We start from the raw sequence: 17,188 nt of genomic DNA on the forward strand, positions 1-17,188 counted from the left end.
GTCAGTCTGTCTCCTTTTACTTGTGGTGAGTAAGAAGAGATATTCCGGCATGGGCATTCTTCAGGCTATAGCCTTACAGGATCAATCACCACCTCCCCAGGAGGTGGTTTAGGGATGACAAGAAAAAGGCCCGTCTCACGACGGGCCTTTTTTGACGAAAGGTTGCTTATTCGCGGAACAGCGCTTCGATATTCAGACCTTGCCCCTGCAGGATTTCACGCAGGCGACGCAGACCTTCAACCTGAATCTGACGAACACGTTCACGGGTCAGGCCAATTTCGCGGCCGACGTCTTCCAGTGTCGCAGCTTCATACCCCAGTAAACCGAAGCGACGCGCCAGCACTTCACGCTGTTTGGCGTTCAGTTCGAACAGCCATTTGACGATGCTCTGCTTCATGTCATCGTCCTGCGTGGTGTCTTCCGGACCGTTATCTTTTTCATCGGCCAGGATGTCCAGCAGCGCTTTTTCGGAGTCGCCACCCAGCGGGGTGTCAACGGAGGTAATGCGCTCGTTGAGACGCAGCATACGGCTTACGTCATCAACCGGTTTATCGAGTTGTTCGGCAATTTCTTCTGCGCTTGGCTCGTGGTCCAACTTATGGGACAACTCGCGCGCGGTACGCAGATACACGTTCAACTCTTTGACGATGTGAATCGGCAGGCGAATCGTACGGGTCTGGTTCATAATAGCCCGTTCGATGGTCTGACGAATCCACCAGGTCGCGTAGGTTGAGAAACGGAACCCGCGTTCCGGGTCAAACTTCTCAACTGCGCGGATGAGACCTAAGTTGCCCTCTTCAATCAGATCCAGCAGAGCCAGACCACGATTGCCGTAACGGCGGGCAATTTTCACGACCAGTCGCAGGTTACTTTCAATCATGCGACGACGCGAGGCAACATCACCACGCAAAGCACGACGTGCGAAATAGACTTCTTCTTCGGCCGTTAGCAGTGGGGAGTAACCAATCTCCCCAAGGTAAAGCTGAGTCGCGTCCAGTACACGCTGTGTGGCGCCCTGCGATAACAGCTCTTCTTCAGCCAAATCGTTATCACTGGGTTCCTCTTCTACTAAGGCTTTTTCGTCAAAAGCCTCTACTCCGTTCTCATCAAATTCCGCGTCTTCATTTAAATCATGAACTTTCAGCGTATTCTGACTCATAAGGTGGCTCCTACCCGTGATCCCTGAACGAGACACCCTGGCTGGCATGCCCCGTCAAATTATCGCTGCGGCAAGTACTGCAGCGGGTTTACGGATTTCCCCTTGTAACGAATTTCAAAATGCAAGCGTGTAGAACTGGTTCCGGTGCTACCCATGGTAGCGATTTTTTGCCCCGCCTTAACTTCTTGTTGTTCCCGGACCAGCATTGTGTCGTTATGGGCGTAGGCACTCAGGTAATCATCGTTGTGTTTGATGATGATAAGATTACCGTAACCGCGCAGAGCGTTACCGGCATACACAACGCGTCCATCTGCGGTCGCGATGATAGCCTGTCCTTTACTCCCTGCGATATCGATCCCTTTATTTCCCCCTTCGGAGGAAGAGAAGTTCTCGATAACCTTGCCGTCAGTCGGCCAGCGCCATGCAGAAATCGGCGAACTGGAGGTCATACTGCTGGCAGTCGGTTCAGTAGAGCTAACCACAGGTGCCGTAACCGGTGCTGTGACAGCAGTCGCAGTCCCTTTATTATTCGGCAACATTTTGTTAGCAGTCTGATCACCTGAATCCTCAGAATACGTAATTACAGGTTGTGAAGCAACCACCGTGGTGGATTTTTGTGCAGGCTTAACGCTGTTATTTTGAGCCGTCACATCGGCCGCTGAAACCGTGTTGCCAGGCGTAAGCGGCGTACCCGTCGCGTTGCCCACCTGGAGCGTTTGCCCGACTTCCAGACCATATGGGGCCTGGACGTTGTTGCGCTGCGCGAGGTCACGGAAATCGTTCCCGGTGATCCACGCAATGTAGAACAGCGTATCGCCGCGTTTCACGGTATAGGTGCTGCCACCGGTGTAGCTGCCTTTCGGAATGTTCCCATACTGACGGTTATAGACTATGCGGCCGTTTTGGGTCTGAACAGGCTGTTCAACTGGCTGAACCTGCACTGGCTGTGTAACAGGATGTTGCACAGGCTGAATTTGTGGTGTTTGCTGCGGCGCAGCCGTCCCCATTTTAGGTGGCGGCGTGATTAACATTCCGCTGGACGTGTTACCGGAACCGCTGTTTCCGCCGACGGAACTGACGGGCGCAGGCGCGTTGTTAGAACTTGTACAGCCTGCCAGCCAGAGCGAAACCAGTGATAATGCCGCAACACGGCTGATGGTGAATTTAGGGCTTCCCGCGCTCATTTATCCCCCAGGAATGTGTTAACTACCAGTGACTTAAAATTTACCGTGATGGCACGAATCTTTCGCGCCACACCATACGCTGAATTTGCCTTAATAACCCTGGATAATTCCGAGTCTCAGGCCAACTCCCCCTTCACCAGAGGCACAAAGCGCACGGCTTCCACGGTGTCGATAATAAACTCGCCGCCGCGCCGACGAACGCGCTTCAACAGCTGCTGCTCGTCCCCGACAGGCAAAACCAGAATGCCTCCCTCATCCAGCTGCGACAACAGGGCAACTGGAATTTCAGGCGGGGCCGCCGTCACGATGATCGCGTCAAACGGGGCGCGAGCCTTCCAACCCTGCCATCCATCACCGTGTCGTGTCGAAACATTATGTAAATCAAGTTGTTTCAGGCGACGACGCGCCTGCCACTGTAAACCTTTAATCCGCTCAACGGAGCATACGTGATGAACCAGATGCGCCAGGATCGCGGTCTGATACCCCGATCCGGTGCCAATCTCCAGCACGCGCGAATCGGGCGTCAGCTCCAGCAGCTCCGTCATGCGAGCTACCATGTAAGGCTGCGAAATCGTCTGGCCCTGCCCGATGGGCAGCGCCACGTTTTCCCACGCTTTGTGCTCAAACGCCTCGTCTACAAATTTCTCACGCGGAACCAGGGCGAGCGCTTCAAGCACGTGCTCGTCGCGGATCCCCTGCGCGCGTAGTTGTTCCAGAAGAGTTTGTACACGTTTGTTTACCATTGCGCGTTCACTCCTGCGCGATCCAGCCAGCCCGACACCACATCATGCGCGCTATACGCGGTTAAATCTACGTGCAGCGGGGTAACCGAAACATAGCCTTCCTCCACGGCGGCAAAGTCGGTATCCGGACCCGCATCGCACTTATCGCCGGGAGGGCCGATCCAGTAAAGCGTGTTGCCGCGCGGATCCTGCTGCGGGATCACCTGATCGGCCGGATGTCGACTCCCGCAACGGGTGACGCGGATGCCTTTAATTTCATCGAGAGGAAGATCCGGCACGTTGATGTTGAGGATGCGCCCGGTACGCAACGGCTCGCGGCCGAGCGCCCGCAGGATCGAACAGGTCACCGCGGCGGCCGTGTCGTAGTGCGTGTAGCCGTTCAACGAGACCGCCAGCGCCGGGAACCCCAGATGGCGGCCTTCCATTGCGGCCGCCACGGTGCCGGAGTAAATCACGTCATCGCCGAGGTTAGGCCCGGCGTTAATGCCGGAGACGACGATATCCGGACGCGGCCGCATCAGCGCGTTCACGCCCAGAAAAACACAGTCGGTTGGCGTGCCCATCTGTACGGCAATATCGCCATTTTCAAAGGTAAAGGTGCGAAGCGACGACTCCAGCGTCAGCGAGTTAGACGCTCCACTGCGGTTACGATCGGGCGCCACAACCTGCACATCCGCAAACTCACGGAGGTGTTTCGCCAGGGTCTGAATGCCTGGCGCGTGGATCCCGTCATCGTTACTCAGCAATATTCGCATAATCACCCGAGGTGTTGATAAGTTCCCTGACAACACTGGTGGCAAAGCTGCCTGCCGGCAGCCAGAAGCGTAACTCGACGGTCACGTCATCCCACCAGTTCCAGCTTAACTGCTGCGGATAGAGCAGCATCGCGCGGCGTGCCGCGTCGACTTTTTCCCGCACCAGCAAGGACTGCAATTCTGGCGCATCCGCCACGGCTGACTGCTCGGCGGCCAGGGCCTCCCCCTGGGTTCCCCAGTCGCCCGTACCGGGCAACGCGGCGGTGATCAGCAGCCCTTTTGCGTCCACGCGCGACTGGACATCGGCCATCTCTTCAGCCATTGCCACAAACCAGCTTCCGCGTCCCGCTAATTGTAGCGCATCGCCAACAACAACTTGATTCGCGTCTGGTTTTTTCAGCCTTTCGCTCACAATCTGATTAAACAACGCACTGCGGGCCGCCGACAACCAAAAACTGCGTTTATTCCTGTCCCGCACCGGCGCGTCGCTTTGCGCCCAGCGCAGTGCGCCCTGCAGGTTGCTGCCGCCGATGCCAAAGCGCTGCGCGCCAAAGTAGTTCGGTACGCCGCGGTCGCTGATGGCATTCAGGCGTTTTTCAACGTCTTCACGGTCAGTCACTTCGCGCAGCACCAGCGTAAACGCGTTGCCTTTTAACGCGCCCAGACGCAGTTTGCGCTTGTGGCGGGCATATTCCAGTACCTTACAGCCCTCAAGCTCAAATTTGCTTAAATCAGGCATCGCATTGCCGGGAACGCGCGCGCAGAGCCACTGTTCCGTGACGGCGTGTTTATCTTTCTGCCCGGCAAAGCTCACCTCGCGGGCATGAATTTTGAGGAATTTTGCCAGCGCGTCGGCCACAAAGCGGGTATTGCAGCCATTTTTCAGAATACGCACCAGGATATGTTCGCCTTCGCCATCCGGCTCAAAGCCCAGATCCTCGACCACGAGGAAATCTTCAGGGCTGGCTTTCAGCACCCCGCTCCCCTGCGGCTTACCGTGCAGGTATGTCAGGTTGTCAAAGTCTGTCATTTGCTCGCCTTCACCAGCAGCGCCACGGCTTCACAGGCAATCCCTTCTCCGCGACCGGTAAAGCCCAGCTTCTCGGTCGTCGTCGCTTTGACGTTCACGTCGTCCATATGGCAGCCCAGATCTTCTGCAATAAATACGCGCATCTGCGGAATGTGCGGCAGCATTTTTGGGGCCTGGGCGATAATCGTCACGTCGACGTTGCCAAGGGTATAGCCTTTCGCCTGGATGCGGCGCCACGCTTCGCGCAGCAGTTCACGGCTGTCCGCCCCTTTAAACGCCGGGTCGGTGTCCGGGAACAGCTTGCCGATATCACCCAGTGCGGCCGCGCCCAGCAGCGCGTCGGTCAGCGCATGCAGCGCCACGTCGCCATCAGAATGCGCCAGCAGCCCTTTTTCATAAGGAATGCGCACGCCGCCAATGATAATTGGGCCTTCGCCGCCAAAGGCGTGTACATCAAAACCGTGTCCAATTCGCATTATGCCTTCTCCTGATGGGTCGAACGGGTAAGATAAAATTCCGCGAGCTGTAAATCTTCCGGACGCGTCACTTTAATATTATCAGCACGTCCTTCAACAAGCTCAGGGTGGAAACCGCAGTACTCCAGCGCAGAAGCTTCGTCCGTGATGGTCGCACCTTCGTTAAGCGCACGCGTTAAGCAATCGTGGAGCAGTTCGCGGGGGAAAAATTGCGGCGTCAGCGCGTGCCAGAGATCGACGCGATCGACGGTATGGGCGATAGCCCGTTTGCCCGGCTCGGCACGCTTCATGGTGTCGCGCACGGGAGCGGCCAGAATGCCGCCCACTTTGCTGGTTTCGCTCAATGCCAGCAGGCGAGCGAGATCGTCCTGATGCAGGCACGGACGCGCCGCGTCATGCACCAGCACCCACGGCGCGTTACCGGCCGCCTGAATGCCTGCCAGCACGGAATCGGCGCGCTCGGCACCGCCATCGACAACGGTAATCTGTGGATGATTTGCCAGCGGGAGCTGCGCGAAGCGCGCATCGCCGGGGCTGATAGCGATGATCGCCCGCGTCACCCGCGGGTGCGCCAGCAGCGCCGCCACGGCGTGCTCGAGGATCGTTTTATCGCCAATAGAGAGGTATTGCTTGGGACATTCTGTCTGCATGCGCCGGCCAAAACCTGCGGCCGGCACCACGGCGCATACGTCCGAAAAAGTTACTGCCATGTCGTAATCCTGGGCCTGATTATCGATTGTTTTGTGCTGAGCCCTGATTGCGTTTAGACGCATCCGGAACCAGACGATAAAAGGTTTCGCCCGGCTTAGTCATACTGAGTTCATTGCGTGCGCGTTCCTCAATCGCCTCTTGCCCGCCATTGAGGTCATCAATTTCAGCGAAGAGTTGATCGTTTCGCGCCTTAAGTTTGGCGTTTGTTGCCTGCTGAGCCGCGACGTCATCGCTCACCCGGCTATAGTCGTGCAGTCCGTTCTTACCGAACCACAGTGAATATTGCAGCCAGATTAGCAAAGCCAGCAACAGCAGCGTTAGTTTACCCATCCTGCCCCCTGAAAAACGGCATCATCATCCCAAGACTTCCCCAGAGCACTACGCCGGGGTAACAGAGATGCCGCAACATCGCGGGCAAATGTACCACATTTTTTCCGCAGAATCGTCCTGCTCAATATCGTTACACAGTTGGTTACGGTTTGAATTATGGCTGAAGTTAGCCCATGAGCCACAAAAATAACAGACCAAACATCAGCACCACCGTCACAATCGTGACCACGGTACTGTACAGGAGCTTGCCGTTAAGCAGCGAGTGAAGCGCAATGCCGACGACAACCGCCACGGGCATCAGCGCCAGAAAGAAAGGCCAGGTGTAGAGAAAGAAGAACAGCGTGTTGCCGCCGTAGATAAGAAACGGGATACCCAGCGCCAGCAACCATGAGACGAAGCCAATGATGGCCCCAGGAAATGACCAGGTCGTTTCGTCGTCGGTCGCAAGCGGCTCCGACCCGGTGGTGGTGATGTAATGTTCACTGTTGCGCATAGCTAGTCCTGTGACCGTGACTCATCGTTCGGGAAGACAGCTCCCGAACGATACCGTCTCAGGATCTGATAATATCGTCCCGTCTGAGCAGGTCTAATAATTGGCTTACTAAATTTGTTACCAATTGTTGACCCTCCAGGTGAATTTCTGGCGATTCAGGCGCTTCGTATACCGCGTCAATGCCGGTGAAGTTGCGCAATTCTCCGGCACGCGCTTTTTTGTACAGCCCTTTCGGGTCGCGCGCTTCGCAAACCTCCAGCGGCGTATCCACAAACACTTCGATAAAGCGATCCTGACCGACCCGTTCGCGCACCATCTGGCGCTCGGCGCGGTGTGGAGAGATAAATGCGGTCAGCACCACCAGCCCGGCGTCGGCCATCAGGCTGGCGACCTCCCCGACCCGGCGGATGTTCTCTTTGCGGTCGTCGTCGCTGAACCCTAAATCGCTGCACAGGCCATGGCGCACGTTGTCGCCATCCAGCAGGTACGTGCTTACGCCCTGCTGATACAGCGCCTCTTCCAGCGCGCCCGCCACCGTCGATTTACCCGAGCCGGACAGCCCGGTAAACCACAGCACAACTCCACGGTGACCGTGGAGCTGTTCGCGCTGGGCGACGGTGACTGGATGAGGATGCCAGACGACGTTCTCATCATGGGCAGCCATTACTTGCCTCCCAGCAGATCGCGCGCGCCCCAGTGCGGGAAGTGCTTACGCACCAGCGCGTTCAGCTCCAGCTCAAAGGCGCTGAATTCTGAAGCTGCGGACGCCTGTTCGTTTGGCTCACGGACCATCCCCGCGCCGACGGTGACGTTCGTCAGGCGGTCAATAAAGATAAGCCCGCCCGTCACCGGATTTTGCTGATACGGATCCAGCACCAGCGGTTCGTCAAAGGTCAGATCGACCAGACCAATACCGTTCAGCGGCAGCTCGGTGACCTCGCGCTGGGTCAGGTTGTTGATGTCCACCTGGAACTGAATACCGTCCACGCGAGCGCGGGTCTTCTTGCCGGCGATTTTGATGTCGTAGCTCTGGCCCGGCGTCAGCGGCTGTTCCGCCATCCACACCACATCCACGGAAGCCCCCTGCACGGCGGCCAGCGTTTCCTGGGCATCCACCAGTAGATCGCCCCGGCTGATATCAATCTCGTCTTTCAGCACCAGCGTAACCGCTTCACCGGCGCCTGCGTCCTGCAGGTCACCGTCGAAGGTGACGATGCGTGCGATGGTCGATTCCACGCCGGATGGCAGCACCTTGACGCGCTGCCCTACCTTCACGGTCCCGGAGGCAATCGTGCCGGAGAAGCCGCGGAAATCAAGGTTTGGACGGTTGACGTACTGCACCGGGAAGCGCATCGGCTGAGTGTCGACCACGCGCTGAATTTCAACCGTCTCCAGCACCTCCAGCAGCGTCGGGCCGCTGTACCACGGCATGTTCGCGCTCTGGGAGGCAACGTTATCCCCTTCCAGCGCCGAGAGCGGCACAAAGCGGATATCCAGGTTGCCCGGCAGCTGTTCGGCAAAGGTCAGGTAGCTCTGGCGGATCTCCTCGAACTTCTCTTCGCTGAAGTTCACCAGATCCATCTTGTTGACCGCCACCACCAGGTGTTTGATCCCCAGCAGCGTGGAGATAAAGCTGTGGCGACGGGTCTGATCCAGCACGCCTTTACGGGCGTCGATCAGCAGGATCGCCAGGTCGCAGGTCGACGCGCCGGTCGCCATATTGCGGGTGTACTGTTCGTGCCCCGGGGTGTCGGCAATAATAAATTTGCGCTTCTCGGTAGAGAAATAGCGGTAGGCCACGTCAATCGTGATGCCCTGCTCGCGCTCCGCCTGCAGGCCGTCAACCAGCAGCGCCAGATCCAGCTTTTCGCCCTGGGTACCGTGACGCTTACTGTCGTTATGCAGGGAGGAGAGCTGATCTTCATAAATCTGGCGCGTATCGTGCAGCAGGCGGCCAATCAGGGTACTTTTCCCGTCATCCACGCTGCCGCAGGTCAGAAAACGCAGCAGGCTTTTGTGTTGTTGCGCGTGCAGATACGCTTCCACGCCGCCTTCGTTGGCAATTTGTTGAGCAATAGTGGTATTCATGGCGGCTCCTTAGAAATAACCCTGACGTTTCTTCAGCTCCATGGAGCCTGCCTGGTCGCGGTCAATCACGCGCCCCTGTCGCTCGCTGGTGGTCGACACCAGCATCTCTTCGATGATCTCCGGCAGCGTCTGGGCGTTGGATTCCACCGCGCCGGTCAGCGGCCAGCAGCCGAGGGTGCGGAAACGCACCATCTGTTTTTTGATCACTTCACCCGGCTGCAGGTCGATGCGATCGTCGTCGATCATCATCAGCATGCCGTCACGCTCCAGCACCGGGCGCTCGGCGGCCAGATACAGCGGAACGATCTCGATGTTTTCCAGATAGATGTACTGCCAGATATCCAGCTCGGTCCAGTTGGAGAGCGGGAAGACGCGGATGCTTTCGCCCTTGTTAATCTGGCCGTTGTAGTTGTGCCACAGCTCCGGACGCTGGTTTTTGGGGTCCCAGCGGTGGAAGCGATCGCGGAAGGAGTAGATACGCTCTTTGGCGCGGGATTTCTCTTCGTCACGCCGCGCGCCGCCGAAGGCCGCGTCAAAACCGTATTTATTCAGCGCCTGCTTCAGCCCTTCGGTCTTCATGATATCGGTGTGTTTGGCGCTGCCGTGCACGAACGGGTTAATGCCCATCGCCACCCCTTCCGGGTTTTTATGCACCAGCAGCTCGCAGCCGTAGGCTTTCGCGGTACGGTCGCGGAACTCGTACATCTCGCGGAATTTCCAGCCGGTGTCCACGTGCAGCAGCGGGAACGGCAGCGTGCCCGGATAAAACGCTTTACGCGCCAGATGCAGCATGACGCTGGAATCTTTGCCGATGGAGTACATCATCACCGGGTTAGAAAACTCGGCGGCCACTTCGCGGATAATATGGATACTTTCCGCTTCGAGCTGCCGCAGGTGTGTAAGACGTTTTTGGTCCATAACCGTTCCTTAAGCCAAATTTACAACAGAAGAACCAAAGCCTTCTGTATCGGTTGTGTGCTGAAACCAGGCGAGCGTGCTGTGCAGCTGCACCACTTCCCCCACCACGATCAGGGCGGGCATCGGGGCGTCTTTCGCCAGGGTTGCAAGGTCTTGAAGTGTGCCGACAGCAACATGCTGATCGACGCGCGTGCCGCGAGAAATGACGGCAACGGGGGTCGTCGCCTCGCGACCGTGCTGAATAAGCTGTTCGCTGATGTCCGCCGCCTTCATCGTGCCCATGTATATCGCCAGCGTCTGGCGGCTCTGGGCGAGATGCGACCAGTCGAACGGCGTGCTGTCCGCCTTGTAGTGGCCGGTCACAAAGGTGACGCTCTGGGCGTAATCGCGGTGGGTCAACGGGATACCGGCGTAGGCCGTTACCGCAGAAGCCGCCGTGATGCCGGGCACCACCTGGAACGGAACGCCCGCTTCGGCTGCCGCCTGCAGCTCTTCGCCGCCGCGACCGAAAATGAACGGATCGCCCCCCTTCAGGCGCACCACGGTTTTGCCCGCTTTCGCGGCGTCAATTAGCATCTGGTTGGTGTCGTGCTGCGGCACCGAGTGTTCGCCCGCACGTTTGCCGACGCAGATTTGCTCCGCGTCGCGACGGATCAGCTCGCGCACGCCGTCGGTGACCAGGTGGTCGTAGAACACCACGTCCGCATCCTGCAGCACCTGCAGGCCGCGCAGCGTCAGGAGCCCGGCATCGCCCGGCCCCGCGCCCACCAGAATGATCTCCCCGCCCGTACTGCCGGGGTTATCCAGTTCGTCCTCGAGGATTTTCTGCGCCGCTGTCTCATTACCGGCATGCATCAGGCTGGCAAAGCGGCCGCGAAACACGCGTTCCCAGAAGCGACGGCGCTCCGTCACGCTGGTCAGGCGGGTTTTCAGATGGTTGCGCCAGTAGCTGGCTTTCTCCGCCATGCGCCCGAGGCTGGTCGGCAGCAGCGCTTCGATTTTTTCCCGCAGCACGCGCGCCAGCACCGGTGCGGTACCGCCGGAGGAGATCGCCACCAGCAGCGGCGAACGGTCAACGATCGACGGGAAAATAAACGAGCATAAAGGCTGGTCGTCCACCACGTTCACCAGGCGGTAACGGGCCTGAGCGGCGTCGGAGATCCGCTGGTTCAGTTCACGATCTTCGGTCGCCGCAATTACCAGCACGACGCTGTCGATTTGTGACTCGTCGAAATCCGCCTCTTCAACGACCTGCACCTGGGCCCCTGCGCGCTGCAGAAACGCGATTTTGCGATCGGCGATTTCACCCGTGCCAACCACCAGCACCGGTTTCTCTTTAATCGCAGCAAATAAGGGCAGATAGTCCACAGGCAACAACTCACTAACAACGAGGAATAGAGGGACTATAGGGGGCGGCTTAGACCGAATGAAATTACGAATTGGAATGAGTAGTTACTCAATGGAATAACGCTGCGAAAAAGCTAATACCAAAAAGTGCTTAACGCGCGAAATTTCGGGCATTTAAGAACGATTCAAATTGTGTATGGACGATCACAGTTTCATACTAGGCGGGTTATTATTTTGCTCTGTTTTTAAGGACTCACTATGTTTTCCGCAACGCGCCACCGTATTGCTGCCCTGGCGCTCGGCGTTTGCTTTATTCTTCCTGCCCAGGCAAAAAACCAACCTTATGGTGAAATCGCCACTATGCAGGCGCGGCATATTGCCACCGTTTTCCCTGGCCGCATGACCGGCTCGCCTGCGGAAATGCTCTCCGCGGACTATCTTCGCCAGCAGTTTGCCGACATGGGTTACCAGAGCGATATCCGATCGTTTCATAGCCGCTACGTCTATACCTCGCGAAATAAAACGAAAAACTGGCATAACGTGACCGGCAGTACGGTGATTGCGGCCCACGAAGGCAGCGCAAAAGAGCAAATTATCATTATGGCGCACCTTGATACCTACGCCCCGATGAGTGACGCCGATACGGATAACAATCTTGGCGGGCTGACGCTGCAGGGCATGGACGACAATGCCGCAGGCCTGGGTGTGATGCTCGAACTGGCCGAGCGGATGAAAGATATTCCCACCCAATATGGCATTCGTTTTGTTGCCACCAGCGGTGAGGAAGAGGGCAAACTCGGCGCTGAGAATCTCCTTAAGCGCATGAGCACTGAGGAGAAGAAAAATACGCTGCTGGTGATCAACCTCGACAACCTGATCGTCGGCGATAAGCTCTATTTCAACAGTGGGCAGAGTACGCCGGGTACCGTGCGGAAACTGACGCGCGACCGGGCGCTGGCGATAGCCCGCAGCCATGGGGTTTATGCCACCAGCAATCCCGGCGGTAACCCGGATTATCCGCGAGGCACAGGCTGCTGCAACGACGGGGAAGTGTTCGATAAGGCGGGCATTCCGGTGCTGTACGTGGAAGCGACGAACTGGGCGCTGGGCAAAAAAGATGGCTACCAGCAGCGGGCTAAATCGAAGGCCTTCCCGGACGGGACGAGCTGGCACAACGTGATGCTGGACAATCAGCAGCACATCGATCGCGCGCTGCCGCAGCGGATTGAACACCGCAGTCGTGATGTGGTGAAGGTGATGCTGCCGCTGGTGAAGGAGCTGGCGAAAGCGGGGAAAGCCTGAGGCCGTTAAGCCCGGTGGCGGCTACGCCTTACCGGGCCTACATATGGAACGAGCCTTAGTAGGCCCGGTAAGCGCAGCGCCACCGGGCAAAAAGGTTATCACCCTTCGTGCAACCCGCACTCGCGCTTCAGCCCGAAGAATCGCGTCTCTTCTTCCGCCATGCCCGGTTCCCACTTACGCGTGGTGTGGGTATCGCCCACCGACAGATAGCCCTGGTCCCACAGCGGATGGTATTTCAGCCCGTGCTTTTGCAGGTACTGGTACACCGTCCGGTTGTCCCAGTCGATAATCGGCAGCACTTTAAACACCCCGCGCTGCACCGCCAGCACCGGTAAGGTTGCCCGGCTGCCGGACTGCTCGCGGCGCAGGCCCGCGAACCACGTCTGGGCATTAAGCTCTTTCAGCGCCCGGTTCATCGGCTCGACCTTGTTGATCTCATTGTATTTCTCAATGCCCTCAACGCCCTGCTCCCACAGCTTGCCGTAGCGCGCCTCCTGCCAGGCCGCGCTTTCCGTCGCGCGGTAAACTTTGAGGTTCAGCCTGAGCTTGTCCGTCAGCTCGTCAATAAACTGGTAGGTCTCCGGGAACAGGTAGCCGGTATCGGTGAGGATCACCGGAATGTCCGGACGGATCTGATTCACCAGATGCAGACTGACCGCCGCCTGAATACCAAAGCTCGACGAGAGCACATACTCTCCCGGCAGGTTTTCCAGGGCCCACGCCACGCGCCCTTCGGCGTCCAGCTTTTCAAGGTGGGCATTGGTTTCTGCCAGCGCCAGAATACGTTCGACTTTTGGCAGGTCATTAAGGGCGTTTAGATCGAGTACGGACATAATTACCTCTCGTGTTTACTCCCAGAAATCCCTGGCGGGATCGAGCACCGGGCGAATGATGCCCGCACGCACCGTAAAGTCGCCGAAGCCTTCACCCGCTTCGCGCTCTTTCGCCCAGCGCCCGACAAGCTCGTCGATGGAATCAAGAATTTCCGGCTCGGTGATGTTCTCGCGGAACATACGCGGAATGCGCGTGCCGATACGGTTACCGCCCAGGTGCAGGTTGTAGCGCCCCGGCGCTTTCCCCACCAGCCCCAGTTCGGCCAGCATCGCGCGACCGCAGCCGTTCGGGCAGCCCGTCACGCGCATAACAATATGCTCGTCCGGAATGCCGTGTTTTTCCAGAATCGCTTCTACCTTGTCAGTGAATGACGGCAGGAAACGTTCCGCTTCCGCCATCGCCAGCGGACAGGTCGGGAACGACACGCAGGCCATTGAGTTTTCACGCTGCGGTTTGACCGCATCCATTAACCCGTGATCGCGCGCCAGCTTCTCGATCTTCGCCTTCTGGCTTTCCGGCACGCCGGCAATGATCAGGTTCTGGTTAGCGGTGATGCGGAACTCGCCCTTATGGATCTTCGCAATTTCCAGCAGACCGGTTTTCAGCGGACGCCCCGGATAATCCAGAATACGGCCGTTTTCGATAAACAGCGTCAGGTGCCATTTATTGTCGATACCCTTCACCCAGCCAATGCGATCGCCGCGACCGGTGAATTCGTAAGGGCGGATCGGCTCAAACTTGATGCCCGCGCGACGCTCCACTTCCGCTTTGAACGTCTCCACGCCCACGCGCTCCAGGGTGTATTTGGTTTTCGCGTTTTTACGGTCGGTACGGTTACCCCAGTCGCGCTGGGTCGTCACCACCGCTTCCGCCACGGCCAGCGTATGCTCCAGCGGCAGGAAGCCGAACTCGCTCGCGGTACGGGCGTAGGTTTTCTTGTTACCGTGTTCGATGGACAGGCCGCCGCCCACCAGCAGGTTAAAGCCGACCAGCTTGCCGTTTTCGGCAATCGCCACGAAGTTCATGTCGTTGGCGTGCAGGTCGATATCGTTCTGCGGCGGGATCACCACCGTGGTTTTAAACTTACGCGGCAGGTAGGTCTGGCCGAGGATCGGTTCTTCGTCCGTAGTCGCGACTTTTTCCTGATCGAGCCAGATCTCCGCATAGGCGCGGGTGCGCGGCAGCAGGTGCTCGGAGATCTTCTTCGCCCACTCGTACGCTTCGGCATGCAGCTCGGACTCATACGGGTTCGAGGTGCAGAGCACGTTACGGTTCATGTCGTTGGCGGTCGCCAGCGCGTCCAGCCCAACGGAGTGCAGCATCTGGTGCACCGGCTTGACGTTCTTCTTCAGAATGCCGTGGAACTGGAAGGTCTGACGGTTGGTCAGACGGATGCTGCCGTAGATCGTGTTTTCACCGGCAAACTTGTCGATCGCCTGCCACTGTTTGGTGGTGATCACCCCGCCCGGCAGACGGCAGCGCAGCAGCATCGCGTGACGCGGCTCCAGCTTCTGCTCTGCACGCTCGGCGCGGATGTCGCGGTCGTCCTGCTGGTACATGCCGTGGAAACGGATCAGCAGGAAGTTGTCGCCTTTGAAACCGCCGGTGAGACCGTCATTCAGATCTTCAGCAATGGTGCCACGCAGATAGTTGCTTTCCAGCTTCATGCGCTCGGCGTCTGTCAGTTTACCTTCGACCACCAGTGGCCCTGGATGTTTTTCGCTCATTAGTAGACATCTCGCTGATAACGGCGCTCAACGCGCAGCTCACTTAAAAATTCATCCGCCGCTTCGGCATCCATACCGCCGAATTCGGCAATCACTTCCAGCAAAGTCTGCTCAACGTCTTTCGCCATGCGATTGGCGTCGCCGCAGACATAAATGTGGGCACCGTCATTGATCCAGCGCCACAGCTCTGCGCCCTGTTCGCGCAGTTTGTCTTGTACGTATACTTTTTCTTTCTGGTCGCGGGACCAGGCCAGATCGATGCGGGTCAGTACGCCTTCTTTCACATAGCGCTGCCACTCAACCTGGTAGAGGAAATCTTCGGTAAAGTGCGGATTGCCAAAGAACAGCCAGTTTTTACCCGGCGCGCCGTCTGCCGCGCGCTGCTGCATGAAGGCGCGGAACGGCGCAATGCCGGTGCCCGGGCCAATCATAATGACCGGCGTTTCCGGGTTTGCCGGCAGGCGGAAGTTATCGTTGTGCTCGATAAAGACGCGCACTTCGCCCTCTTCTTCCACGCGGTCTGCCAGGAAGCCCGATGCTCCACCCGTACGGGCGCGGCCTTCGATGTCGTAGCGCACCACGCCGACGGTGATATGCACTTCGCTCTCTACCTCGGCCTGAGACGAGGCAATGGAATACAGGCGTGGGGTCAGCGGACGCAGCAGGCCGATCAGCGCATCGGCATCCAGCTGAGCCGGAGAGAAGCGCACCATATCGACAATTGGCGTCGTCGCGGCGTAATGCTGCAGCTTCGCCTTGTCGCCCACCAGCGGCAGCAGGGATTCGCTGCGCGTTAAGGTGGCATAATTTTCGACGATATTCGGGGTATTCACCGTCAGCTCAAAATGCCACTGCAACGCTTCAGAAAGCGGCTGCGTTTTGCCGTCAACGGTGACGGGCTCGTCGCCTTTCAGCCACAGCAGCTCAACCAGCTCTTTCACCAGCGCCGGATCGTTCTGATACCAGACGCCCAGCGCATCACCAGGCTGATAGCGCAGGCCCGAGTCGCCCAGATCGATTTCGATATGGCGCACATCTTTTTCTGAATCGCGGCCGGTAATTTTCTGGTTCACCGACAGGCTCGCCGTCAGCGGCGCCTCTTTGGTGTACGGGCTGGTGTGGATGTCGTTAACAGCACCCGTCGCGGTGAACGCGGCCTGCGCCGACGTCTCTTTCGGCACGCGCGCTTTTAGGACCTCAACGATGCGGGCGCGCCATTCGGCGGCGGCGGCCTGGTATTCGACATCCGCGTCAACGCGGTCCAGCAGGCGCTCCGCGCCCAGCTCCGCCAGCTTGCTGTCGAAGTCTTTGCCGGACTGGCAGAAGAATTCATAGGAGGTGTCGCCCAGGCCAAAGACGGCAAACGCCGTGCCATCCAGCTTCGGCGCTTTTTTCGAGAACAGGAACTTATGCAGCGCCACCGCTTCTTCAGCGGGTTCACCTTCACCCTGCGTAGAGGCAACCACCACCAGCAGTTTTTCCGACGCGATTTGCTTAAATTTGTAATCCCCGGCGTTGACCAGGTTCACGTTCAGTTTCGCGGCCAGCAGGTCGTCGCGCAGTGCTTCGGCCACGCGGCGGGCATTGCCCGTCTGCGAGGCCGAAATCAGGGTAATGGCCGGAATTTCAACGGCCGTGGCCGGAGCACCCGCCACAGCGCCAGGCTGTTGATTGAGCATTCCCCAGAAATAACCGGAGACCCAGGCAAGCTGAGTGGGAGAAAAATCAGAGGTGGCAGCCTGAAGGCGCGCCAGCTGCTCCGGGTTCAGGGGAAGCAAGTTTGAAGGTGGGGCCTGTATTGTCATGCGTCGTTATGTTCCAGTAGCCAAGCGGACTTTAATCGAATAAATCCAAACTGAAGATAAGGTTAACGGCGAGGATAATAACAATTAAAGAAGGGATGGAAATAATAAATAACCAAATGGACTAACCTGTTTTGGTTGTCATGCTTAGCGATAAAACCGATTAAATAATTATTTGAAATATAAGAACAAATAGCGATAAACACCCCGTATACGAGGCGGTTGCCGCTCAGAGCCGTTTTAGTTAATGCTAAAAATTGTGCTTTCCGGTACTATGCGGCGGTTTTTT

General features: G+C 57.8%; 17 protein-coding genes. 1 reads left to right on the forward strand and 16 read right to left on the reverse strand.

The features are described 5' to 3' along the window. Positions 1 to 166: 166 nt before the first annotated feature. The 13 genes from rpoS to cysG form a co-directional block, all read right to left on the reverse strand. Positions 167 to 1,159 carry an RNA polymerase sigma factor RpoS gene (gene rpoS, locus FHC52_RS00005; RefSeq protein ID WP_008499600.1) on the reverse strand — a complete coding sequence of 331 codons (993 nt, stop codon included), beginning with the start codon at positions 1,157 to 1,159 and terminating at the stop codon, positions 167 to 169. Between the two features lie 59 nt (positions 1,160 to 1,218). Then, a complete protein-coding gene (nlpD, locus tag FHC52_RS00010; RefSeq protein ID WP_039024138.1) occupies positions 1,219 to 2,343 on the reverse strand; it encodes a murein hydrolase activator NlpD in 1,125 nt (374 codons plus the stop codon). Between the two features lie 116 nt (positions 2,344 to 2,459). After that, positions 2,460 to 3,086 (reverse strand): protein-L-isoaspartate(D-aspartate) O-methyltransferase, encoded by a 627-nt coding sequence (locus FHC52_RS00015; protein ID WP_126288487.1) that lies wholly within the window; start codon positions 3,084 to 3,086, stop codon positions 2,460 to 2,462. After that, the gene (gene surE / locus FHC52_RS00020) at positions 3,080 to 3,841 is read right to left on the reverse strand and encodes a 5'/3'-nucleotidase SurE (protein ID WP_021241911.1); all 762 of its coding nucleotides are present in this window, start codon (positions 3,839 to 3,841) and stop codon (positions 3,080 to 3,082) included. The genes FHC52_RS00015 and surE overlap by 7 nt, the downstream gene beginning before the upstream one ends. Next, positions 3,822 to 4,871: a tRNA pseudouridine(13) synthase TruD gene (truD, locus tag FHC52_RS00025; RefSeq protein WP_126288485.1), complete on the reverse strand. Its 1,050-nt coding sequence runs from the start codon at positions 4,869 to 4,871 to the stop codon at positions 3,822 to 3,824. Before truD ends, surE begins: the two co-directional genes overlap by 20 nt. Next, positions 4,868 to 5,347 carry a 2-C-methyl-D-erythritol 2,4-cyclodiphosphate synthase gene (ispF, locus tag FHC52_RS00030; RefSeq protein ID WP_008499607.1) on the reverse strand — a complete coding sequence of 160 codons (480 nt, stop codon included), beginning with the start codon at positions 5,345 to 5,347 and terminating at the stop codon, positions 4,868 to 4,870. Before ispF ends, truD begins: the two co-directional genes overlap by 4 nt. After that, the gene (gene ispD, locus FHC52_RS00035) at positions 5,347 to 6,057 is read right to left on the reverse strand and encodes a 2-C-methyl-D-erythritol 4-phosphate cytidylyltransferase (protein WP_023616744.1); all 711 of its coding nucleotides are present in this window, start codon (positions 6,055 to 6,057) and stop codon (positions 5,347 to 5,349) included. Before ispD ends, ispF begins: the two co-directional genes overlap by 1 nt. A 19-nt stretch (positions 6,058 to 6,076) precedes the next feature. Continuing rightward, positions 6,077 to 6,388 carry a cell division protein FtsB gene (gene ftsB, locus FHC52_RS00040; protein WP_008499609.1) on the reverse strand — a complete coding sequence of 104 codons (312 nt, stop codon included), beginning with the start codon at positions 6,386 to 6,388 and terminating at the stop codon, positions 6,077 to 6,079. A 166-nt stretch (positions 6,389 to 6,554) separates the two neighbouring features. Beyond that, positions 6,555 to 6,881, reverse strand: a complete 327-nt coding sequence (locus FHC52_RS00045; RefSeq protein WP_008499610.1) for a DUF3561 family protein — start codon at positions 6,879 to 6,881, stop codon at positions 6,555 to 6,557. 58 nt (positions 6,882 to 6,939) lie between these two features. Continuing rightward, positions 6,940 to 7,545 carry an adenylyl-sulfate kinase gene (gene cysC / locus FHC52_RS00050; protein WP_025912398.1) on the reverse strand — a complete coding sequence of 202 codons (606 nt, stop codon included), beginning with the start codon at positions 7,543 to 7,545 and terminating at the stop codon, positions 6,940 to 6,942. Beyond that, positions 7,545 to 8,969: a sulfate adenylyltransferase subunit CysN gene (gene cysN / locus FHC52_RS00055; protein ID WP_008499612.1), complete on the reverse strand. Its 1,425-nt coding sequence runs from the start codon at positions 8,967 to 8,969 to the stop codon at positions 7,545 to 7,547. The genes cysC and cysN overlap by 1 nt, the downstream gene beginning before the upstream one ends. 9 nt (positions 8,970 to 8,978) lie before the next feature. Next, complete coding sequence (gene cysD, locus FHC52_RS00060; protein ID WP_008499613.1) at positions 8,979 to 9,887, reverse strand: sulfate adenylyltransferase subunit CysD; 909 nt, start codon at positions 9,885 to 9,887, stop codon at positions 8,979 to 8,981. Positions 9,888 to 9,896: 9 nt separating this feature from the next. After that, positions 9,897 to 11,255, reverse strand: coding sequence for a siroheme synthase CysG (cysG, locus tag FHC52_RS00065; RefSeq protein WP_045336505.1), 1,359 nt, complete (start codon positions 11,253 to 11,255; stop codon positions 9,897 to 9,899). 237 nt (positions 11,256 to 11,492) lie between these two features. On the opposite strand from cysG, the gene FHC52_RS00070 reads away from it, so the two are divergent. Then, complete coding sequence (locus FHC52_RS00070; protein WP_220419842.1) at positions 11,493 to 12,536, forward strand: aminopeptidase; 1,044 nt, start codon at positions 11,493 to 11,495, stop codon at positions 12,534 to 12,536. A gap of 98 nt (positions 12,537 to 12,634) precedes the next feature. Here the strand turns inward: FHC52_RS00070 and cysH are convergent, their stop codons facing one another. Genes cysH through cysJ form a run of 3 tightly spaced genes read right to left on the reverse strand, consistent with a single transcriptional unit; the run spans position 12,635 to position 16,902 of the window. After that, complete coding sequence (cysH, locus tag FHC52_RS00075; protein WP_008499616.1) at positions 12,635 to 13,369, reverse strand: phosphoadenosine phosphosulfate reductase; 735 nt, start codon at positions 13,367 to 13,369, stop codon at positions 12,635 to 12,637. A gap of 15 nt (positions 13,370 to 13,384) precedes the next feature. Further along, a complete protein-coding gene (gene cysI / locus FHC52_RS00080) occupies positions 13,385 to 15,097 on the reverse strand; it encodes an assimilatory sulfite reductase (NADPH) hemoprotein subunit (RefSeq protein ID WP_023325980.1) in 1,713 nt (570 codons plus the stop codon). Continuing rightward, positions 15,097 to 16,902: an NADPH-dependent assimilatory sulfite reductase flavoprotein subunit gene (cysJ, locus tag FHC52_RS00085; RefSeq protein WP_126288483.1), complete on the reverse strand. Its 1,806-nt coding sequence runs from the start codon at positions 16,900 to 16,902 to the stop codon at positions 15,097 to 15,099. The genes cysI and cysJ overlap by 1 nt, the downstream gene beginning before the upstream one ends. Positions 16,903 to 17,188 lie beyond the last annotated feature (286 nt).

It is taken from the genome of Enterobacter sp. EC_64, assembly GCF_019584165.1.
Taxonomy (GTDB): Bacteria; Pseudomonadota; Gammaproteobacteria; order Enterobacterales; family Enterobacteriaceae; genus Enterobacter; species Enterobacter roggenkampii.